This is a genomic window from Serratia sp. CY44782 (genome assembly GCF_052168715.1).
Taxonomy (GTDB): domain Bacteria; phylum Pseudomonadota; class Gammaproteobacteria; order Enterobacterales; family Enterobacteriaceae; genus Serratia; species Serratia nevei.
This window is the reverse complement of sequence record NZ_JBJNME010000001.1, coordinates 378,283-397,733: the sequence shown is the minus strand read 5'-3', so window position 1 is coordinate 397,733 and position 19,451 is coordinate 378,283. Positions and strand designations below refer to the sequence as shown.

The following is a 19,451-nucleotide window of genomic DNA, read 5'->3' as shown; positions in this document are numbered from 1 at the left end:
TTGGTTATTATTCTTGAGCACCCAGCTGCGCCAGCAGCCAGGTCACTATCAACAGGTCGGCGCTGCCGCCGGGGCTGAGGTTGCGGGCGATGCAGTCGGCATCGAAGCGCCGCAGGCGCGCCAGGCCCGCCTCCCCCGCCGAGCCGCCCTGCGCCAACAGCAATGCCGCCCGGCGCCGCAGCCAGCGCAGCCCGTGCAGGCCGCCGCGCGAGGCGACGTTGGTGTCGTCGTTGTGGGCCATCAGCCACAGCAGGCTGTCCAGCAGCGCCCGCTGTTCGTCGCCATCGGCGGCCAGCCGTTGCCGATACAGCGGCAGCGCGCCGTCAATGACCAGCCGGAAACCGGCCTCCGCCTCGCCGCGTGCGCCGCTCAACCCGTGCGCGGCGAACAGCCGCTGGCCGGCGGTCTGCCCTGCGTTGTTGCGCCGCAGCTCGCGATCCACCAGCCCCCGGCACATCGCCGCCACCTCGGCGCACAGCGCTTCGGCGCCGATGGCGCTGCCCTGCTGCTGCAGGCGGCCGAAGGCGGTGCACAGCAATCCGAGCGAGAACACGCTGCCCTTGTGAGTGTTAATGCCGCCGGTGGCGCGAAACATCTGGTTTTCGCAGGCCAGGCCGAGCGGCCGCAGCCGCGCCAGCTGCTGCTCTGCCGGCAAAGCGACGTCCTCGCGCCCGCGTTGGATAAAGCGCGGCAGCCACACGCCGATGGCGCGGGCGCTGCGATAGAAGTGCCCGAGATCCATGTCGCGGTGGGCGCCGGTGTTATGGCGATCCACCAGCCCCGGCTTGGGCGTGAGGTTGACTTCTACCAGCAGCGCGCGGAAAGCGGCGCGGGCGAAGTCGCAGGCCGGTTCGGCACGGTGGGCGGGCAGGTTAATCGGCAGAGATCGCATCGTTGAACATCCTTTCCATTTCATGCAGCAGCTGCTCGCTGCTGTGCCGCCGCTGGCGGGCGCAGATCTTGGCCGGTTGGCCGCACAGCAGGCAGCGCCGTTCCGGCAGGCCGATGTCGCGGCGCGACAAAATGCGCCCCTGCGTATCCAGCACGTCGATATCCCACAGCCGGCCGATCGGGCGACTCACCTCCAGCTGCATGGCGCAGTCCTTCACCCGCTGGGCATCGGCGCGCAGCGCGACAAACCCTTCGCAACCGGTGGCGAGCGCCAGCGCCTCGGCCTGCGGGCTGGGCCAACCCTGTTCGGCGCACAGCCGCAGCAGCGCCGCCCACCCCAGGTTGAAGATGCCGCGCGTCAGCGCGCTGTCCTTCACCGGGCCGGGCACCACCAGCGTCAACACCAGCAGCGTGCACTCGTGCTGCGCCAGCCACGCCTGCTGGCGCGCCTGACGGCATTCGCGGCTGGTGAGCAGCTCCGGCAGGCTGACCGCGCGTTCAGCAGCCAGTTGGGGATCGACGGCGGCCATCGCTTACTCCGCCACCTGATGCACCACGTCGATCACCGAGCCGTCGCGGTAGCGCACCACCGCCACCACCTTGTCGGTAAAGGCGATCGGCTGCGGTTCGCCGGTCAGCTGCAGCGCACGGGCGCGCAGCCAGTCGATGCTCACCACCTCGAGGCCGGCCTCCCGCAGACGCTGCGCCAGCTCCGGCCGCGCCGGGTTGACGGCGATGCCGTGGTCGGTCACCAGAATGTCGATGCTGGAGCCCGGCGTGACGCAGGTAGTCACCTGCTCCACCAGCGTCGGGATGCGCCCGCGCACCAACGGCGCAACGATGATCGCCAGCCGCGCGGCGGCGGCGGTGTCGCAGTGGCCGCCGGACGCGCCGCGCAGCACGCCGTCGGAGCCGGTCAGCACGTTAACGTTGAAGCCGGTGTCGATTTCCAGCGCGCTCAGCACCACCACGTCGAGCCGATCAACAGAGGCGCCCTTGGAGCTGAAGTTGGCGTACTGGTTGGCGCTAATTTCGATATGCCGCGGGTTGCGCGCCAGCGAAGTCGCCGCCGCCCGATCGAAGCTCTGCACGTCCAGCAGCTTGCCGATCAGCCCTTTCTCGTGCAGATCCACCATGGTCGAGGTGATGCCGCCGAGGGCGAACGCGGCGCGAATGCCGCGGGCGCGCATCTTGTCCTCCAGGAACCGGGTCACCGCCAGCGAGGCGCCGCCGGTGCCGGTTTGCAGCGAGAAGCCTTCGGTGAAGTAGCCGGAACCGGCGATCACCTCGGCGGCGCGGCGGGCGATCAGCAGCTCGCGCGGGTTCGAGGTCATGCGCGTGGCGTCAGCGCCGATCTTGTCGGCGTCGCCCACCCGTTCCAGCTGCACGATCAGATCCACCCGATCCTGCGCCAGGCTGGCGGGATGATGCGGATACGGCACCAGCTGCTCGGTCAGCAGCACCACGGTGCCCGCCGCCTCGGCGTCCACCCGCGCATAGCCGAGCGAGCCGCAGCAGGCTTCACCGCTGTAGCCGTTGGCGTTGCCGAACTCATCGCAGGCCGGCACGCCGAGGAAGGCCACGTCTATCTTCAGTTCGCCGGATTCGATCAGGTTGACCCGGCCGCCGTGCGAGTGAATTTGCACCGGCTCCGCCAGCAGGCCGCGCGAAACCGCGTCCGCCAGCGGGCCGCGCAGCCCGGAGGTGTAAATGCGGCTCACCACACCGTGGCGGATATGCTCAACCAGCGGCGCATGGCAGTCGGTCAGCGAGCTGGACGCCAGCGTCAGGTTGCGGAACCCCATCGCCGCCAGCGTCTCCATCACCTGATTGAGTGTCAAATCGCCACCGCGAAACGCATGGTGGAAGGAAATGGTCATGCCGTCCTGCAGTCCGCTGCGGCGCACCGCTTCCTGCAAGGAGTCGCACAGCTTGAGATCGCGCGGTTTGCGCGCCTGCAGATTGGCTTTGGACACGTCCTGATAGCCCGGCAGATCCGCCGGGTTGGCGAAGGTCATCAATCGTTGTTGGCGGTTCATCATGCTTCCTCCCCGTGCTGCGCCGGTTCTTCCCGTAAGCCGGACAGCGCGGCGCGCTCCAGCACCAGCCGGGCGCGTTCAATCACCGGGCTGTCGACCATTTTTCCGTTGAGCGACACCACACCGCGCCCTTCCCGCTCCGCCGCTTCGGCGGCGTCCACCACCCGCTGCGCGTGCGCCACCTCTTTGGCGGTCGGCGCGTACAGGTTGTGCAGCAGCTCAATCTGGCGCGGGTTGATCAGCGATTTGCCGTCGAAGCCGAGCTGTTTGATCAGCGCCGCTTCCTGCAGGAAGCCGGCTTCGTTATTGGCGTCGGAATAGACGGTGTCGAACGCCTGAATGCCGGCGGCGCGCGCCGCCTGCAGCAGCGAACAACGAGCGAACAGCAGCTCGATGCCTTCCGGCGAGCGCTCGGTGCGCAGGTTGCGCACGTAGTCTTCCGCCCCCAGCGCGATGCCGATAAGCCGCGGCGAAGCATGCGCGATCGCCACCGCGTTGGTGATGCCCTGCGCCGATTCGATCGCCGCCAGCAGCCCGGTGCTGCCGACCGGCCGCCCGCAGGCCGCTTCGATGGCGGCAATCTCGCGTTCCATGTCGACAACGTCCTGCGCGCTGTCGGTCTTCGGCAGGCGCACGATGTCCGCGCCGCCGCGCACCACCGCCTGCAGGTCCGCCAGGCCGTAGGCGGAGTCGAGCGCATTGACGCGCACGATGGTTTCCACCTCCTGGTACAGCGGGTGCTGCAGCGCGTGGTACACCAGCCGGCGCGCCGCGTCTTTTTCACGCAGGATCACCGAGTCTTCCAGATCGAACATCAGCGCATCGGCCTGGTAGATAAAGGCGTTGCTGACCATCGCCGCGTTGGCGCCGGGGACGAATAGCATGCTGCGGCGCAGCCGGGTTTTATTCAGCGTTTTCATCTTTCGCCTCCCACGGCAGCTGGCCGCCCTCGCAGGCGCGCATCAGCGCGGTTTCCAGCCGGGCGCGCAGCACGCAGTCCAGCGCCCCCTTGTCGTCGACGATCACCTGCACCGGCTCCACCTCATAGCGCTGCAGCACCTCCAGCAGGGTGTGGCGGATCGCCGCGCCGAACTGTTTTTCCACGCTGCTGGCGATCAACAGATCGTGCTGCGGCCCCTCGGCGGGCGCGATGCGCACCATGACATCGCTGGATTCCAGCGTGCCGGCCATTGCTTCTCGGATAATTTTCATCATTCACCTGATTGTGCGGACTCAAAAGGATGCGGGGCCGCCTTGGCCCGGCGCTGCGTTTGCAGATCCTGCAGGTAGTACAGGGTGTCCGGCGGCACCAGCGGCGCGGCGGCGTGGAAGTCCCCCGCCGCCAGCAGCTTGCGCACCCAGGAGGCGGAGATCGCCGTGCCCTGATATTGCAAACGCTCGATTTCCACCAGCGCGATCGGCGGACTGGGCAGCGCCGGCGTTTCCAGCCAGTAGCGCATGTCGCGGTTGTATTTCGCGGTCACCGCGCAGAACGGCTCGTTGCCGACGAAGCGGTGGGTAATGCCCAGCGCGGGCGCCAGATACTGGCGGAAGATCTTCAGATCGATTTCGGTGTAACAGTCGTCGGCCACGCCCTGATCCTTGATGAAGTAACAGGGGAAGGTGGCGCGCGAGATCACGTACTGCGAGCCTTCGTGTACCGTGAGGTTGGGGATATCGGCGGTGCCGGCCAGCACCAGCCGGCGGCGGTCTTCATAGCTGAAGCGCGAGGTGTTTTCCTTCACTAAAAACAGGTGCAGCCAGTCGCAGCGTTTGGCCGCCTGACGCACCAGATACTGATGCCCGCGGGTGAAGGGGTTGGCGTTCATCACGATGCTGCCGATGGTGTCGCCCGGCCGGCGCTGGCTCGCCAGCTGAGCGGCGTAGCGCTTCAGGCGGCACGGGCTGTTTTCCATCAGCACCACGATGCCCGGCACGGTGGCGATCGGGTAGAAACCGCATTGGCGGAACAGCGGCTCGTTCTGCACCTTGGTGTAGATAAACAGCTGAGTGTGGTGGCGCTCGTAGGCCAGGTTCACCAGCTCGGTCGCCAGCGCCAGCGCCAACCCTTCGCCGCGCATCAGCGGGCTGATGGCGACGCATTTGATAATATTGTCGGCGATGCCGCCGCAGGCGACCAATTTGTCGTGCTGGGTAACGGTAATAAATATTTCAACCGTGGTGTCGATATTCAGATCGTTACTGCGCAAGAAGGCGCTTATTTCCGAAATCGCTTTATGATCCGATCGCTTTACCCGATTAAATACGGCATCGCCTAACATAACACGCTCTCTGGGTTAACTGGCAAACAACAAATTAAATACAAAAAGGCATTTTAATTAACATCAACAAGGGTAATTAAAACCTTAAAAACCATGGAGATAAACGCCGTTTCGCGTTCGATAAATCAATGGTAAACAGAAAAAAAACGCCGATTATTGACCTATTTCACAAACCGATTCCGGTTAATAAGTTATTTAATGTTCTTTATTTGCTTAATTAATCTTATGGTGTTTATTATTGAGATAATCTTTATTTAGCGCCGCAATTTACTTACATTCATTTAGCATCTTGATTGCAATAGTAGGTTTCATTATGGAATGGCTGAACATCCTGATCGTTGAAGACGAAACGCCGCTGGCGGAAATGCACGCGGAGTTTATCCGCCAGAACGGCGGCTGCCGCCAGATTTGGCTGGCCGGCACCCTGGCGCAGGCGCGCGCCATGACCGAGCGCTTCAAGCCGGACCTGATCCTGCTGGACAACTTTCTGCCCGACGGCCAGGGAATCACCCTGCTGCGCGAACTGACGCTGAGCGGGTATCGCGGCGGCATCGTGTTCATCACCGCCGCCAGCGACATGGCCACCGTGGCCGAGGCGTTGCGTTACGGCGTGTTCGACTACCTGATCAAACCGCTGGCCTATGACCGGCTGAGCCAGACCCTGCAGCGCTTCAGCCAGCGCCGCGAAGCGCTGAAGGACAAAGCGCGCCTCAACCAGCGCCGCATCGACGAGATGTTCAACACCTACGCCCGCGGCGAACAGCAGGCGGCGCTGCCCGCAGGCATCGACGAGCTGACGCTGGGCAAGGTCCGCGCGCTGTTTGCCGAACCCGCCGCGCGCCACACCGCTGAAAGCGTTGCGCAAAAAATGGGGCTCAGCCGCACCACCGCGCGCCGTTATCTGGAGTTTTGCACCGCCGCGCAGCAGCTGCGCGCCGAGATCATTTACGGCAAGGTCGGCCGCCCACAGCGGATCTACCGCGCCGGCGAACCGCATTAACGGTTATTTGATCGCCCTTGCAAGGTTGCGTGTAACCGCTTTACTTTTTATGCGCCGGTCAGCATCTTGGTGAACATCACCTAGCCGACTGGACGATCGCCGATGCCCGCTGCGCCCCTTGCTTCCCTGACCGAGATCCTCGCCCGCCGTGACTGGCAAAACCCGGCCTGCACCCACTACCGCCGGCTGGACGCCCACCCGCCGTTCGCCAGCTGGCGCACGGTGGAAGACGCGCGCGACGATGCCCCCAGCGCCAGCCACAGGTCGCTGAACGGCGAGTGGCGCTTCAGCTATTTCCCGCGCCCAGAGGGGGCGCCGGAAGGCTGGCTGCAGCAGGATCTGCCGGACGCCGCCCCGCTGGCGGTGCCGGGCAACTGGCAGCTCGCCGGCTACGATGCGCCGATCTATACCAACGTGCGCTACCCGTTCCCGGTCGATCCGCCGCGCGTGCCGGAAGACAACCCAACCGGCTGCTACTCGCGCACCTTCAGCGTCGATCCGGCTTGGCTGGCCGCCGGCCAGACGCGCGTCATCTTCGACGGCGTCAACTCGGCGTTCTATTTGTGGTGCAACGGCCACTGGGTCGGCTATTCGCAGGACAGTCGCCTGCCGGCGGAGTTCGATCTCAGCCCGTGGCTGCAGCCGGGAGAAAACCGGCTGGCGGTGATGGTGCTGCGCTGGTGCGACGGCAGCTATCTCGAAGATCAGGACATGTGGCGCATGAGCGGCATCTTCCGCGACGTCAGCCTGCTGCACAAACCCGCCGCGCACCTGAGCGATGTGCGCATCACCACGCCGCTGCATGACCGCTTTACCCGCGGCGAACTGGTGGTGACGGCGCGCGCCAGCCGGCCCGGCCCGCTGCAGGTGCAGGTTCAGCTGTGGCGCGATGGCGCGCGGGTGGCCGAACGCACCCAACCGCTCGGCAGCGAGATCGTGGACGAGCGCGGCGCCTATGACGATCGCGTCACGCTGCGCCTGCCGGTGGAACGCCCGGCGCTGTGGAGCGCCGAAACGCCCGCGCTGTATCGCGCTACCGTCGCCCTGCTCTCACCTGAGGGGGAGATTATCGAGGTGGAGGCCTATGACGTCGGATTCCGCCAGGTAGAAATCAGCGGCGGGTTGCTGAAGCTCAACGGGCAGCCGCTGCTGATCCGCGGCGTTAACCGCCACGAGCATCATCCGCGCCACGGCCAGGTGATGGACGAGGCGACGATGCGCCACGACATCCTGCTGATGAAGCAGCACAACTTCAACGCGGTGCGCTGCTCGCACTATCCCAACCACCCGCTGTGGTATCGGCTGTGCGACCGCTATGGGCTGTACGTGGTGGACGAAGCCAATATCGAGACCCACGGCATGCAGCCGATGAACCGCCTGGCTGACGATCCGCTGTGGCTGCCGGCGATGAGCGAGCGCGCTACCCGCATGGTGCAGCGCGATCGCAACCACCCCTGCATCATTATCTGGTCGCTGGGCAACGAGTCCGGCCACGGCGTGAACCACGATGCGCTGTACCGCTGGGTAAAAAGCCAGGATCCGACCCGCCCGGTGCAATATGAAGGCGGCGGCGCCGACACCGCCGCCACCGACATCATCTGCCCGATGTATGCGCGGGTGGATCAGGATCAGCCCTTCCCGGCGGTGCCCAAATGGGCGCTCGGCAAGTGGATCGGCCTGCCGGAGGAACAGCGGCCGCTGATCCTGTGCGAATACGCCCATGCGATGGGCAACAGCTTCGGCGGCTTTGAGCGTTACTGGCGCGCGTTCCACCACTATCCGCGCCTGCAGGGCGGCTTTGTCTGGGACTGGGTCGATCAGGCGCTGATCAGGCGCGACGCCCAGGGCGAAGAGTACTGGGCCTACGGCGGCGACTTCGGCGATACCCCCAACGATCGCCAGTTCTGCCTGAACGGGCTGGTGTTCGCGGATCGCACCCCGCACCCGGCGCTGTTCGAAGCGCAGCGGGCGCAGCAGCTGTTCCGCTTCGCCTTCGACGCCGCCTCGCTGACGCTGACCGTCACCAGCGATTACCTGTTCCGCCACACCGACAACGAGCAGCTCAACTGGCGGCTGGAGCTGGACGGCGTGGAGCGCGCCAGCGGCAGCTTCGATCTGGCGCTGCCGCCGCAGGGCAGCGCTAGCTTCACCCTGCTCGATCGCCTGCCGATGCTGCACCAGCCCGGCGAGCTGTGGCTGAACGTGGAGGTGGTGCAGCCGCAGGCCACCGACTGGTCCGAAGCGCACCACCGCTGCGCCTGGGATCAGTGGCGGGTGCCGCGCGCGCTGCATCCCGCGCCGCCGCCGCCGCAGGGCGTGCCGCCCACGCTGATTGAAGACGATCAGGGGCTGACCCTCACCCACGGCGACCAGCGCTGGCGCTTCGAGCGCAGCAGCGGCCACCTGACGCAGTGGTGGCAGAATGAGCAGCCGCAGCTGCTGACGCCGCTGCGCGACGGCTTTGCGCGCGCGCCGATCGATAACGACATCGGCGTCAGCGAGGCGGACCATATCGATCCCAACGCCTGGGTCGAACGCTGGAAGCTGGCGGGTCTGTACCGGCTGGAGGAGCGCTGCACGCGGCTGCAGGCCGATGCGCTGCAAAACGGCGTGCGGGTGGTGAGCGAACACCAGTTCGGCGTGGACGGGCAGATTTTGCTGCTTAGCCGCAAACAGTGGCTGTTCGACGCGCTGGGCGCGGTGAGCGTGAGCGTGGAGGTCGAGGTGGCCGATACTCTGCCGCCGCCGGCGCGCATCGGCCTGCACTGCCAACTGGCGACGGTGCAACCGCAGGCGGAATGGCTGGGCCTGGGCCCGCACGAGAACTACCCGGATCGCCGCCTGGCCGCGCAGCACGGGCGCTGGCGCCTGCCGCTGGCAGATCTGCACACGCCGTATATTTTCCCCGGCGAGAACGGCCTGCGCTGCGACACCCGCAGCCTGCGCTACGGCGGCTGGCGCATCGACGGCCGCTTCCACTTCTCGCTCAGCCGCTACGGCCTGCCACAGCTGATGGCCTGCAGCCACCAGCATCTGCTGCAGCCGGAAGCAGGCACCTGGCTGCATCTGGACGGCTTCCACATGGGGGTGGGCGGCGACGATTCCTGGAGCCCGAGCGTGCACCGGGATTACCAGCTCACCGCCGGCGTTTACCGCTATCAGCTGCGCCTGCAGCGGGCGCCAGAGAGCTAAATCTGCCAAAAAACTCAACGGGTTGCGCATTCTGTAAGCAAACAGTCACAGAATGTGTAATCCGCCTTTGACATGCCGACGGCGCCTCGCTATTATTCGCCCCGTTCAAACGATTCCTCTGTAGTTCAGTCGGTAGAACGGCGGACTGTTAATCCGTATGTCACTGGTTCGAGTCCAGTCAGAGGAGCCATATTTAGAGAAGCCCGCTCAGGGAAACCTGAGCGGGCTTTTTGCTGTTGGGCGGTCATCATCGATGATCCCCTGCACTCTCCCTACCCGAAACCGTTCAGCCATCCGTTGAACGGGTAAGTTTCTCCCATTGTTCAATTTCCTTGCCTAACGCCTCGAGCTTTTGCCGCACCAAACTTAATGCGTCACTGCCTAACAACAGATGCGTGGGTGGATTCCGGCTCTCGATCAATGCCAGCATGGCGTGAGCCGCCTTCACGGGATCGCCCAGTTGCTTGCCGCTTTTTTCCTGACGCGCCTGACGAACAGGTTCAAATAACGCGTCATAGTCCGGGAGACAGCGAGGGCTGCGTACCATTGAACGCCCGGCCCAGTCCGTTCGAAACGAGCCCGGCGCCACGGCGGTCACATGTAGGTTGAACGGGGCAAGCTCTTTACTTAAGGTTTCTGATATCCCTTCCAGTGCAAATTTGCTGCCGCAGTAATAGCTGATACCGGGCAAGGTAATGAAACTGCCCATTGAGGTGATATTGATAATGTGACCGCGACGGCGCTGGCGCATGCCCGGTAGTACGGCTTTGAGCATCGCCACCGCGCCAAACACATTGACCTCAAACTGGCGGCGCAGCTCTGCAAGCGGTGATTCTTCCAGAATGCCTTCGTGGCCGTAACCGGCATTGTTCACCAGCACATCTATCGGGCCGACGGCGGACTCTATCTCTCCAACCACCTCATCAATACGCTCAACGTCCGTGACATCAAGCAGATAGCCAAAAGCCCGCTGCGTATCGAGCTCGCCGAAAGCCTGCAGTGCTCCGCTGTTGCGCACCGTCCCTACAACCCGATGCCCTACGGCGAGGGCTTCCCGCGCCAGCGCCTGGCCAAAGCCACTGCTGACGCCGGTGATTAAAATCGTTTTTGCAGATGCCATAAAAAGAACTCCCATGAACCATGAAGGTTGCATGGTATTCTCTACTCTGCCGCATTTTTAGGCCGTATCTTCTCTTTTTCTTGCCTGATTTTATGAGGTGGTGGGATGTCCGACATGATTGCCCTGATGAATAGACTTGCGGTGCAAGAGGGATACAACCTCACTGCCCTACCTGATGTGCGAATTTTGCGTTCCGATCGCCCGCTTGCCAGAACGCCGGTGCTTTACGATCCGGGGATCGTGATCGTCTGCCAGGGCAGCAAACGCGGCTATTTCGGTCAACAGACCTATTTATATGATGAGCAGCACTACCTGGCGGTTTCGGTGCCGGTGCCGTTTGTGATGGAAACCGACGCGTCGGCAGCACATCCGCTGCTGGCGATTTATATGCATCTGGATTTTCAGCTTGCCGCGGAACTGATGCTGCAGATTGAACAGCATGGCTTCCCGCATCCTCCCGTCGCGCCGCAAAGCATGATGTCGAGCCCCATGGACGGCGCGGTAGAAATGGCCGTACTTCGCTTACTTGACGTCCTGACCAACCCGCTTGAGGCGGCGATCCTCGGCCCGGCGCGGGTGCGTGAGCTCTACTTCCGCGTGCTGACAGGCGCACAGGGCAACGCAATGCGTGCCGCGCTGGCCTTGCAGGGCCAGTTTGGCAAAATCGGTAAAGCGCTGCAGCACATCCATGCCGCTTACGCGGAGCCGTTAACGCTGACGCAGCTGGCGATGAGGGCCGGCATGAGCGTGCCGACCTTTCATAGCCATTTCAAGGCGATAACGCAGATGCCGCCGATGCAGTATGTGAAATCGGTACGCCTGCACCAGGCACGGATGCTGATGGTACGCCGACAAATCACCGCCGCCGCCGCGAGTTACGCCGTTGGCTATGAAAGCCCATCGCAATTTAACCGCGAATTCAAGCGTCTGTTTGGCCTGCCACCGGCAGAGGAGATAAAGCGTATGCAGCATCACTTCGCCATTCCGCCCGCGCAGCCTGCCTCGGTATTTGTTTCATCGCACTGAGGCTTATTTGGTCAGGCGAACGATAGTCCGCTATGAGCGAAATGCAGACTTCGGCGTCAGCAAAATTACGTTCCGTGGACAACGCTATATGATATAATTTTATCATGCTGAATCGGCGGATAATTCGGTAGAGTAGTACTAAGTATGCGTTACGTTGCTATTAAGAATGAGACAGTAAATTGAAAACAAAACAGTCAAAAATCCCCAAATCAATTTATAGACCCATGCATGACGACGAGTTTGACCTCTGGGGGAGCCTCTCTTTAAATGACTATGTTGAAGACCTGATGGCAAATCATCGGTACAGTCGTAAAAAAGCCCAGATAGAGGCGTCTAAATCATTTAAAGCAGCCTTGCCAGCGGGTATCAATACTCAAAATAACCATTTTAGAACTTATGAACATGACAGTCAGGCTGCGGGATATCTGTGGTTCAGCCTGGAAGATAACTCAGCCTTTTTGTCAGATATAATGCTTCTCCCAGAATTTCAGGGTAAGGGAATGGGTCGGGATTTTATCCGTGCATTCCTGAATGAACTGACTCAACAGGGCGCATATGAGGTGGAACTCAGAGTGTCACCGGACAATCAAAGGGCTTTGAAATTATATAAAGAGTTTGGTTTTCGGATAACTGGTTTTGATATGAGTCTTTTGCTAGGATCCAACTGATCAGCAATCCGTTAATCATAATTTTCGGAGACAATCTCGGGTAATATCAACTATCGATAGGCAATCTACCACTATATATCTTCACATCATCAATGTCCGCTTCTGGCACGCAACGGACAGGCTACGTGGTCATTGGGCCTGCTTTGAGCGAGTAGCGGGTACTGAAAGGGCTATTATCGGGCTAACCGCGCATATCGAAGCCCGATTTTTGAAAATCTCTATAGACTTCTGGATTGTTGAAGGCTGGAAATTTGGCTTTATGGGCTGCTGACTTTATCGCTTCGCAATAGGCTGTATTGCCATTGCTGGTTGATACGTTTAAAGCCGTGCCATCCTGAGCAAATTCAATATGCAACCTGCATTTTTTCCCCTTCCAGTTTTGCGGCTCATCAAGTTCAGCATTTATTGCCGCCCTGATTGCCCTCGCTTGCACGCCCCATTCATCCTGATCATCCCAACGTCCTGAACTGCAACTACCCGTTGCCGTGGTCTTATGACAGCCGGAAGGATGTAACGGTGCGCAACCCGCAGTAAGACTAGCCAAAATGGCCAGCATAACGATTTTCTTTACTGTTTCAGGCGAGCCCACTTTTTGCCCCTCAACCCATTTAAACTCAGCAATATAGGCCTATTCTTCCGTCATTCCTGGCACCTTTCAACCACTAATTATCTACATCAACTAGATGTTTCGAATGATCTTTCTGAATATGTAGAAGCGGGGAAGAGACTGCAATTTATTACCTAATAATTAGTACAAGCAGTTTATACGTCCGCTCCTGGCACAAAACCGACCGCCAGAGTCCCCACTCCGGCATTTCCTCACCCCATTCCACACCCCAGCAGCGTTGGAGCGCCCCCCTGCGTTGCCTTCGGTGTGAATCCGCAAAGCGGCAGCCACAACCACCACCATAACGCCAACGCTTGGCCAACCCCCACCAGCGAAACCCACTCTTTTATCTAAGAAGATTCCTAACCCAGCTGACAGATATCCCTTCCTGACGCCAATACGCGGGTTAACCCGCCGATTTACAGCAATAATCCTGTAAAAACAATCGATAAGCGAATTGTTCGCACTCGGCAAGTAGCGTCTATCCTTTCGCTATGGGCGCCTGCCGCCCATCGTTCGCTGCGGCTCGCGGCATGCGCGTTTCTGGCTGTACGGGTTTCGGTTTATTCCATCGCGCGCCTCCATTCATCATGTTGAATTTCACAGCAATCTCTCAGCAACAAGGAGTGTTTATATGGCTTACGTCATTACCGACCGAGAAAAACTGCAAGCGATTTGGGAGGCCGCCAAAGCCGGCGATTGGCCGGCCGTGTATGCCGCCTCCGTCGATGCGCTCACCGATCCCAACCATGCCAACCAACCTATTCAGGGCGTGGATATCGCGGTGTATACCTGGATCAAAGGCGCCTATGGCGTGAACTCGAATCAGGGGGCGTTTGCCCATTACATTCGCGACCAAACCAAGCTGCAGTATGAGCTGCGCACCGGGCATGTGCCCGATGACTGGGAAACGCGCATCCAGAATGCCTCCGACAACATCGCCAAGAACTTCGCCAAGACGCTGTTTGGCGTCGATCTGAGCAGCGATCCCAACGCGCCGCTGCCGGATGCCCCGCCAACCAGCGCCAAAGTGCCGGACATTCACGAGGTCGGCCTGATCGACGCGGGAGCGGCGGCGTCCGAGGTGTTCACCGATGCCTCCTCGACCGGCGCCTCCAACTATTCACCCTGGGCCGGCACCACGCTGTTCTCTTATTTAGGCGACACCTCGTTCTTTACCGAATGGGTGGCCACCAACGACACCTCGCCTTTTAAGGTCGAAAGCGGCACCTATGATTTGATTGCGGCGGCGCAGGTCTCCATGCAGATGAAAAACCTCAGCTACGTGGTTGAAACGCTGCTGGCGGGCGAAGTGCCCACCTATTTAACCACCCTCGGCATTGGCCACGAGACCATCCGCCTCGCCGCCGAAGCGGCGCGTGATTTCTACACCGAATCCTACGGCAGCAGCGTGACCGGCGGCGGCAGCCTCATTCCCGGCAAGCTGGATATCGGCTCGGCGATTTTCAACGACATTGCCGACGTGCTGTCCACGCCGAATCTGTACCGCGTCGGTACGCTGTATGACGACGATTTCACGCTGGCGTTCGGCAATATCGCCGTTAACACCGGCAGCGGCGACGACACCATCAGCGTGCCGCGCGGCTGGCAAAACAACGCCGGCAACTACGGCTGGACGGTCATCGACGGCGGCAGCGGCCATGATACGGTCGATTATTCCAGCCTGTCGCACGGGGTAAACCTGAAGTTTGACGCCCAGGGCAGCTATGGCGGGCGCGGGGTGATCGAGAAAAACGGCATCGGGCTGTATGGCTTTAAGGACGGGCTGTACAACATCGAGGCGGTAAAGCTGACGGACTTTAAGGATAACGTCACCTTTAACGATCGGGTGCTGACGCCGGCCAACGGCCTGGAGGTCAACCTGGGCAAAGGCTCCAGCGAGATTCGCTTCGAGCACGGCTATACCACTGCGCCGGGTGAAAGCGCGCCGCAGGATTATCTCGGCGTGAACCTGAGCATGCTGTCCAACGATGTGCCCTTCCCCAACAGCCTGCTGAATATTCCCGTAAAGCAGACTCACAATATCTACATCGACGACAGCTTCGAGCTGGGCTTTTTACAGGCCTCTTCCCTGTCTATCGATAACCACCTGCTGGCCTTCGGCGCCGAAGGCTCAAACAGCAGCTTCTCACTGAACTACAACGCGCAAACCCATACGCAGGATCTGTCGATATTCATGCAGGGTGAAAGCGCGCTCAATCAGCACGTCGTCAATATCTACAATTGGGCGCAAGGCGACTTCGGCATCACGCTGGAGCAGCCGGCCATTCAGCTCGTCGGCTTGCAAACCGTTACACCGCAAGAGCTCGCGGCCGCCTAAGCGAAGCCCGTCGGGTTTACCGGCGGGCTGTTTACCTTCAGCACGACGGCTCAGGCCCCATCCCGCTCCGCAACCCGCGCCATCAACGCCCCCAACAGCGCCAGATCGACCAGCAACGCCAGCGCGAAACAGCTTCCTCTCGCGCCCGGTGCGGCGTAGGTTTGAATCAGCAACGCGGCAACCACCACGGCCACGATGCTCACCACCATCGCCAGCCGGCACGCCACGGCGAACGCCGCTTTCTCCCCCACCGCCGTGCGGTAGGCCACGCCCTGCCCCAGGCCGCCGAGGGCGATGCCCGCCAGCAGGGCCGGCCAATCATGGCCGCCGAACAGCATCAGCAGCGTCAATAGCCACCCCGCCGCCGCCAGCAAAAAACCGTAGCGGAGCACAGCCAGCGCAGGCCGCTTCCGCAGCGGCTGCCAGCGGGCCAGCGCGGCGCCGCCGAGAAACGCCAGCGCCAATGCCGTTAGCAGCATCAGCGTTGCGCCGATGTTCAGCAAGCTTTCGGTCTTCAGCAGCAAGGCGCCCGCCGCGACCGGCACGCTGAGCGCCAGGGCGCTCGCCGCCGTTCCCGTGTGTTCCATGGCGCCCAGGGCGCCGTTGTTGATGTTGATATAGAGGCTCATCGTTCACTCCCGACATGTGGAAATGATGAAATTAATTCATTCCCCTGTTCACATATCGCTAGCCTATCTCTTGTATAATCGTTCAGACAAACTCATAGTTTTCAGCCTTAGATGAGAATAACTCAGCCATGAAAAAACCCCGTTTGCCGCCGCTGGGCGCGCTGCGCGCCTTCCACGCCGTGGCCGGCTGCCGCAGCTTCAAGCTGGCCGCCGAGGAGCTGGGCGTCAGCGCGACGGCGGTCAGCCACCAGATCAGGCTGCTGGAATCGGTGCTGGAATGCCGGGTGTGCGAGCGCAGCGCGCAGGGCGTCAGCCTGACCGAGACCGGCGAGATCCTGTATGCCGGCACCCAGCGCGCCTTTGCGGCGCTGGAGCAGTCCGTCGCCCAAATCACGCGCGCCCAGCAGCCGCCGGCGCTGACCGTCACCACCACCTCCAATTTTCTCACCCACTGGCTGGTGCCGCGCCTGGCGGATTTCAAGGCGGAGTTTCCCGCCATCGATCTGCGCCTGCACACCAGCGTCGAGCGGGTCGATCTCAACCAGCGCACCGTGGACGTCGCCATTCGCTACCGCGAAACGCCGGAAAGCGATCTGCACTGCACCCTGCTGCATGAGGATCGCTTTATCGTGGTGGCCAGCCCGGCGCTGGCGCTGGAGCGCATCGAAGATTTGCAGCGGGTGACGCTGTTTCACGTGGAGCATCGGCAGGTGCCCGCCGACGCGCCGACCTGGGAAAACTGGCGGCGGCGCTACGGGCCGGAAGGGTTGAACGTGGAAGCCGGGCTGACCTTCAGCGACGAGACGCATGCGCTGCAGGCGGCGGTGGCGGGCCAAGGGGTGGTGATCGCCAGCCGGCTGCTGGCGCGCGATTTGTTGCAGCGCGGCGTGCTGGCCGCGCCGTTCGAGATGTCGTTACCCGGCGCCAACTATTACCTGGTGACCACCGAAGAAACCGCGCAGCGCCCCGATATCATTGCGCTGCGCGAATGGTTGCTGCGGCAAATGACAGCAGGCTAACGGCGCTCGGGGGCGATCTCCCCCAGGCGGATCGCCACGCCGATCGCCTGCGCGGTGGTGGCGGCGCCAAGGCGTTGGCGAATGCGGCGCAGGTGGTTTTCCACCGTGCGTTCAGACAGGCCGAGCATCGCGGCGATATCCGCCTGCCGCCGGCCGATGGCGGTCCAGCTCAGCACCTCGCGCTCGCGCGCCGACAGCCGGCCCTCTCCCTCGCCGGCCGCCGGTGCGAACAGCCGCCGCGCCGCCTGAAAGGCCGCCGTGCCCACCAGCGACAGCGCCAGCCGCACCGGCGGCGAAGCGTCGATGCGCTCGCCCCCCAGGCTGACGGCGCCCTCCAAACCGGCCGGGCCGAACACCGGGATCTGCACGCCGTGCAGGCCCGCGCCGCGCGGCGTGCGCACAATCCGGTAGCGTTCACCCTGCTGCGCCCGGGTCTTGGTCCAGAAAAACGGCTCGCTGACCCGCAGCATGTGCCGGGTCACCGGGCAGTGCCGCACGTAGGTCAGGGCATCGACGGCCTCGCCGTCGCCGAACCAGTCGCCCTCGACCCAATAGATATGCTCGATCCCCGCCTCCGCCGCGGCGGAAGCGGAAAACAGCACAAAGCGATCGAAGCCGAACGGCGCGGCAAAGGCGCGAACTCGCCCCTGAATGGCGGACAGGGTTCGCTCGTGGTCCATCGCCAGCGCCGTCTGGAAAGCGCGCTGCGCGATCTCGTCGCTCATCGCGCGGCGACGTCGGCCAACAGCGTCTCCGCTGCCAGCTTGCCGAGGTTGTTGGAGGCCAGCGGGCTGTCGCCGGTCAGCAGGCGCCGATCTTTATGCACCTTGCCGGTGATGTCGCCGTTGACGATCTTGACGCCCCGCTCGCGCAGGCGTTCGCCCACCAGCCAGGGCATCGGGCCGGGGATGTAGCCGATGTCGATGTTGGCGCCGGTATCGAGCGAGTCCGGGAACACGCACATCTCATAGCCGCGATAGAGGAAATCCTCTTTGCGCTCGCCGATGCCCGCCGCCAGCAGGCCCGCCGGCCCGTGGCACAGCGAAATCACGTAGCGATCGTTGTCGTGCGCCCAGTGCAGGGTCTTTTTCACCTCTTCGCTGAACGGAATATCATTCAGCACGCCGTGGCCGCCGGGGATGAAAACGCCGAGGTAGTTGCCGCCATCCAGATCCTTCACCACCTCCGTCAGCTTTTTCGGCTGCTTGAGTTGGCTGCGGTACTTCTCGTAGGTGGCCTTGACCGCTTCATCTTCCTGCGGGAACGCCCACATCTCCAGCTTCACCGGATCGCCGGACGGCGTGGCGATGTCGATCTCGAAACCGGCCAGATCCAGGTGGTACATCGGCAACAGCATCTCGACCGGGTGGTTGCCGGTAGAGAAGAACTTGCCGTTTTGCATCAGCAGGTAGCGCTCTTGCGAGGCGATCATCAGCACCTTCCACTTACCGCCGCGATAGGCGTTCGGGTAGCTGGCGCCCGTGAAGTCGGTTTTGGACGAGGTGTACTGGCTGAGGGAGTAAGGCGATGGGAAGAACGCGTTGTCTTCCGCCACATCCGGGGTGGGATTACGATCGTTGGACACTGAATCAGTCATGATTATCTCCATATTCACCGTTACGTTGCCCTTTCAGCTTAAATAACCGCCGGCGGGGCCGCAATGAGGGATATCCCTCAAGCATCGCCCAGGCGGTGGAGACTCCGCCCGGGCGGATAGGGTTAGCTGTTCACGAACGCCAGCAGATCGGCGTTGACCTGATCGGCATGGGTGGTCGGGATGCCGTGCGGCGCGCCCTTATAGGTATGGAGCGTGCCGTTCTGCACCAGCTTGGCCGACAGCACGCCGGAGTCCTGATAAGGCACCACCTGATCGTCGTCGCCGTGGATCACCAGCACCGGAATGGCAATCTTCTTGAGATCCTCGGTGAAATCGGTCTGCGAGAAGGCGACAATGCCGTCGTAGTGCGCCTTGGCGCCGCCCATCATGCCCTGGCGCCACCAGTTCCAGATAATCGCCTCAGAGGGTTTGGCGCCCGGGCGGTTATAGCCGTAGAACGGGCCGGCGGGCACGTCGTAATAGAACTGTGCCCGGTTGGCGGCCAGCTGCGCCTGGAAATCATCGAACACCGCTTTGGGGGTGCCCTGCGGATTGGCGTCGGTTTTTACCATCAGCGGCGGCACCGCGCTGATCAGCACCGCTTTGGACACCTTGTCCTCGCCGTGGCGCACAATATAGCGCACCACTTCGCCGCCGCCCGTCGAGTGGCCCACATGCATCGCGCCCTGCACGCCCAGGTGTTTTACCACCGCGGCGACGTCATCGGCGTAGTGGTCCATGTCGTGCCCTTCCGACACCTGGCTGGAGCGGCCGTGGCCGCGGCGATCGTGCGCCACCACGCGGAACCCTTTGTTCACGAAGAACAGCATCTGGGCATCCCAGTCGTCGCTGGACAGCGGCCAGCCGTGGTGGAAGTAGATAACCTTGCCGTTTTTGGGGCCCCAATCCTTGTAGAAAATCTCGACGCCATCGCTGGTTGTTACGTAACCCATGTCGTTTCTCCCATTTACACTATGGTTAAAAAAGAAGGTTTATACTGCGCGCGGCGCCGGGATCTCTGGCTCCCTCATCCCGGTTGG

At 62.1% G+C, this 19,451-nt stretch carries 18 protein-coding genes and 1 tRNA gene; 7 read left to right on the top strand and 12 right to left on the bottom strand.

All coding sequences use genetic code 11. From position 1 onward, the window contains the following. Positions 1-7: 7 nt before the first annotated feature. From citG to citC, 6 genes are read right to left on the bottom strand one after another with little or no spacing between them, the layout of a single operon-like run. A complete protein-coding gene (citG, locus tag ACJ8HT_RS01895; RefSeq protein WP_197652489.1) occupies positions 8-892 on the bottom strand; it encodes a triphosphoribosyl-dephospho-CoA synthase CitG in 885 nt (294 codons plus the stop codon). Continuing rightward, positions 873-1,421: a citrate lyase holo-[acyl-carrier protein] synthase gene (citX, locus tag ACJ8HT_RS01890; RefSeq protein WP_033635185.1), complete on the bottom strand. Its 549-nt coding sequence runs from the start codon at positions 1,419-1,421 to the stop codon at positions 873-875. The genes citG and citX overlap by 20 nt, the downstream gene beginning before the upstream one ends. A gap of 3 nt (positions 1,422-1,424) precedes the next feature. Further along, a complete protein-coding gene (gene citF, locus ACJ8HT_RS01885; RefSeq protein WP_004940815.1) occupies positions 1,425-2,930 on the bottom strand; it encodes a citrate lyase subunit alpha in 1,506 nt (501 codons plus the stop codon). Further along, positions 2,930-3,850 (bottom strand): citrate (pro-3S)-lyase subunit beta, encoded by a 921-nt coding sequence (gene citE / locus ACJ8HT_RS01880; RefSeq protein ID WP_016927085.1) that lies wholly within the window; start codon positions 3,848-3,850, stop codon positions 2,930-2,932. The genes citF and citE overlap by 1 nt, the downstream gene beginning before the upstream one ends. Continuing rightward, positions 3,834-4,142 (bottom strand): citrate lyase acyl carrier protein, encoded by a 309-nt coding sequence (citD, locus tag ACJ8HT_RS01875; protein WP_019452464.1) that lies wholly within the window; start codon positions 4,140-4,142, stop codon positions 3,834-3,836. Before citD ends, citE begins: the two co-directional genes overlap by 17 nt. Next, positions 4,142-5,212, bottom strand: coding sequence for a [citrate (pro-3S)-lyase] ligase (gene citC / locus ACJ8HT_RS01870; RefSeq protein WP_004940809.1), 1,071 nt, complete (start codon positions 5,210-5,212; stop codon positions 4,142-4,144). The genes citD and citC overlap by 1 nt, the downstream gene beginning before the upstream one ends. Positions 5,213-5,525: 313 nt before the next feature. On the opposite strand from citC, the gene dpiA reads away from it, so the two are divergent. The 3 genes from dpiA to ACJ8HT_RS01855 all read left to right on the top strand — a co-directional run bounded on the left by dpiA (position 5,526) and on the right by ACJ8HT_RS01855 (position 9,594). Next, positions 5,526-6,212, top strand: a complete 687-nt coding sequence (gene dpiA, locus ACJ8HT_RS01865) for a two-component response regulator DpiA (protein ID WP_021505854.1) — start codon at positions 5,526-5,528, stop codon at positions 6,210-6,212. A gap of 102 nt (positions 6,213-6,314) precedes the next feature. Next, a complete protein-coding gene (locus tag ACJ8HT_RS01860; RefSeq protein WP_197652487.1) occupies positions 6,315-9,404 on the top strand; it encodes a beta-galactosidase in 3,090 nt (1,029 codons plus the stop codon). 114 nt (positions 9,405-9,518) lie between these two features. Next, positions 9,519-9,594, top strand: a tRNA-Asn gene (locus ACJ8HT_RS01855). Between the two features lie 96 nt (positions 9,595-9,690). On the opposite strand, the gene ACJ8HT_RS01850 is transcribed toward ACJ8HT_RS01855, so the two are convergent. Continuing rightward, on the bottom strand, positions 9,691-10,524 hold the full coding sequence (locus ACJ8HT_RS01850; RefSeq protein WP_197652688.1) for an oxidoreductase: 834 nt from the start codon (positions 10,522-10,524) through the stop codon (positions 9,691-9,693). A gap of 105 nt (positions 10,525-10,629) precedes the next feature. Between ACJ8HT_RS01850 and ACJ8HT_RS01845 the strand changes: the two genes are divergently transcribed. Then, positions 10,630-11,550, top strand: a complete 921-nt coding sequence (locus tag ACJ8HT_RS01845) for an AraC family transcriptional regulator (RefSeq protein WP_197652485.1) — start codon at positions 10,630-10,632, stop codon at positions 11,548-11,550. A 179-nt stretch (positions 11,551-11,729) separates the two neighbouring features. After that, the gene (locus ACJ8HT_RS01840) at positions 11,730-12,218 is read left to right on the top strand and encodes a GNAT family N-acetyltransferase (protein WP_197652483.1); all 489 of its coding nucleotides are present in this window, start codon (positions 11,730-11,732) and stop codon (positions 12,216-12,218) included. A 181-nt stretch (positions 12,219-12,399) separates the two neighbouring features. Here ACJ8HT_RS01840 and ACJ8HT_RS01835 read toward each other — a convergent pair whose 3' ends face one another. Beyond that, a complete protein-coding gene (locus tag ACJ8HT_RS01835; protein ID WP_071883825.1) occupies positions 12,400-12,774 on the bottom strand; it encodes a cell envelope integrity TolA C-terminal domain-containing protein in 375 nt (124 codons plus the stop codon). 685 nt (positions 12,775-13,459) lie between these two features. Here ACJ8HT_RS01835 and ACJ8HT_RS01830 point away from each other — a divergent pair. Next, positions 13,460-15,166, top strand: coding sequence for a hemolysin (locus ACJ8HT_RS01830; RefSeq protein ID WP_197652481.1), 1,707 nt, complete (start codon positions 13,460-13,462; stop codon positions 15,164-15,166). Positions 15,167-15,216: 50 nt separating this feature from the next. Here the strand turns inward: ACJ8HT_RS01830 and ACJ8HT_RS01825 are convergent, their stop codons facing one another. Further along, positions 15,217-15,795, bottom strand: coding sequence for a hypothetical protein (locus ACJ8HT_RS01825; protein ID WP_197652480.1), 579 nt, complete (start codon positions 15,793-15,795; stop codon positions 15,217-15,219). A 128-nt stretch (positions 15,796-15,923) separates the two neighbouring features. Between ACJ8HT_RS01825 and ACJ8HT_RS01820 the strand changes: the two genes are divergently transcribed. Further along, on the top strand, positions 15,924-16,814 hold the full coding sequence (locus tag ACJ8HT_RS01820) for a LysR substrate-binding domain-containing protein (protein ID WP_197652479.1): 891 nt from the start codon (positions 15,924-15,926) through the stop codon (positions 16,812-16,814). On the opposite strand, the gene ACJ8HT_RS01815 is transcribed toward ACJ8HT_RS01820, so the two are convergent. The 3 genes from ACJ8HT_RS01815 to ACJ8HT_RS01805 form a co-directional block, all read right to left on the bottom strand. Continuing rightward, a complete protein-coding gene (locus ACJ8HT_RS01815; RefSeq protein WP_089186172.1) occupies positions 16,811-17,539 on the bottom strand; it encodes a PA1136 family autoinducer-binding transcriptional regulator in 729 nt (242 codons plus the stop codon). The two genes, ACJ8HT_RS01820 and ACJ8HT_RS01815, sit on opposite strands and share 4 nt — an antisense overlap. Beyond that, complete coding sequence (hchA, locus tag ACJ8HT_RS01810; RefSeq protein WP_197652477.1) at positions 17,536-18,411, bottom strand: glyoxalase III HchA; 876 nt, start codon at positions 18,409-18,411, stop codon at positions 17,536-17,538. Before hchA ends, ACJ8HT_RS01815 begins: the two co-directional genes overlap by 4 nt. Positions 18,412-18,533: 122 nt before the next feature. Then, positions 18,534-19,364, bottom strand: a complete 831-nt coding sequence (locus ACJ8HT_RS01805; RefSeq protein WP_038877959.1) for an alpha/beta fold hydrolase — start codon at positions 19,362-19,364, stop codon at positions 18,534-18,536. Positions 19,365-19,451 lie beyond the last annotated feature (87 nt).

What these genes read in the sequence shown, in the direction of transcription:
- ACJ8HT_RS01835 (WP_071883825.1), bottom strand. Translation starts at nt 12,774, where the DNA reads ATGCTGGCCATTTTGGCTAGTCTTACTGCGGGTTGCGCACCGTTACAT.
- ACJ8HT_RS01805 (WP_038877959.1), bottom strand. Translation starts at nt 19,364, where the DNA reads ATGGGTTACGTAACAACCAGCGATGGCGTCGAGATTTTCTACAAGGAT.
- citF (WP_004940815.1), bottom strand. Translation starts at nt 2,930, where the DNA reads ATGAACCGCCAACAACGATTGATGACCTTCGCCAACCCGGCGGATCTG.
- hchA (WP_197652477.1), bottom strand. Translation starts at nt 18,411, where the DNA reads ATGACTGATTCAGTGTCCAACGATCGTAATCCCACCCCGGATGTGGCG.
- ACJ8HT_RS01815 (WP_089186172.1), bottom strand. Translation starts at nt 17,539, where the DNA reads ATGAGCGACGAGATCGCGCAGCGCGCTTTCCAGACGGCGCTGGCGATG.
- dpiA (WP_021505854.1), top strand. Translation starts at nt 5,526, where the DNA reads ATGGAATGGCTGAACATCCTGATCGTTGAAGACGAAACGCCGCTGGCG.
- citE (WP_016927085.1), bottom strand. Translation starts at nt 3,850, where the DNA reads ATGAAAACGCTGAATAAAACCCGGCTGCGCCGCAGCATGCTATTCGTC.
- citC (WP_004940809.1), bottom strand. Translation starts at nt 5,212, where the DNA reads ATGTTAGGCGATGCCGTATTTAATCGGGTAAAGCGATCGGATCATAAA.
- ACJ8HT_RS01860 (WP_197652487.1), top strand. Translation starts at nt 6,315, where the DNA reads ATGCCCGCTGCGCCCCTTGCTTCCCTGACCGAGATCCTCGCCCGCCGT.
- ACJ8HT_RS01850 (WP_197652688.1), bottom strand. Translation starts at nt 10,524, where the DNA reads ATGGCATCTGCAAAAACGATTTTAATCACCGGCGTCAGCAGTGGCTTT.
- citX (WP_033635185.1), bottom strand. Translation starts at nt 1,421, where the DNA reads ATGGCCGCCGTCGATCCCCAACTGGCTGCTGAACGCGCGGTCAGCCTG.
- ACJ8HT_RS01830 (WP_197652481.1), top strand. Translation starts at nt 13,460, where the DNA reads ATGGCTTACGTCATTACCGACCGAGAAAAACTGCAAGCGATTTGGGAG.
- citD (WP_019452464.1), bottom strand. Translation starts at nt 4,142, where the DNA reads ATGAAAATTATCCGAGAAGCAATGGCCGGCACGCTGGAATCCAGCGAT.
- ACJ8HT_RS01825 (WP_197652480.1), bottom strand. Translation starts at nt 15,795, where the DNA reads ATGAGCCTCTATATCAACATCAACAACGGCGCCCTGGGCGCCATGGAA.
- citG (WP_197652489.1), bottom strand. Translation starts at nt 892, where the DNA reads ATGCGATCTCTGCCGATTAACCTGCCCGCCCACCGTGCCGAACCGGCC.
- ACJ8HT_RS01845 (WP_197652485.1), top strand. Translation starts at nt 10,630, where the DNA reads ATGTCCGACATGATTGCCCTGATGAATAGACTTGCGGTGCAAGAGGGA.
- ACJ8HT_RS01820 (WP_197652479.1), top strand. Translation starts at nt 15,924, where the DNA reads ATGAAAAAACCCCGTTTGCCGCCGCTGGGCGCGCTGCGCGCCTTCCAC.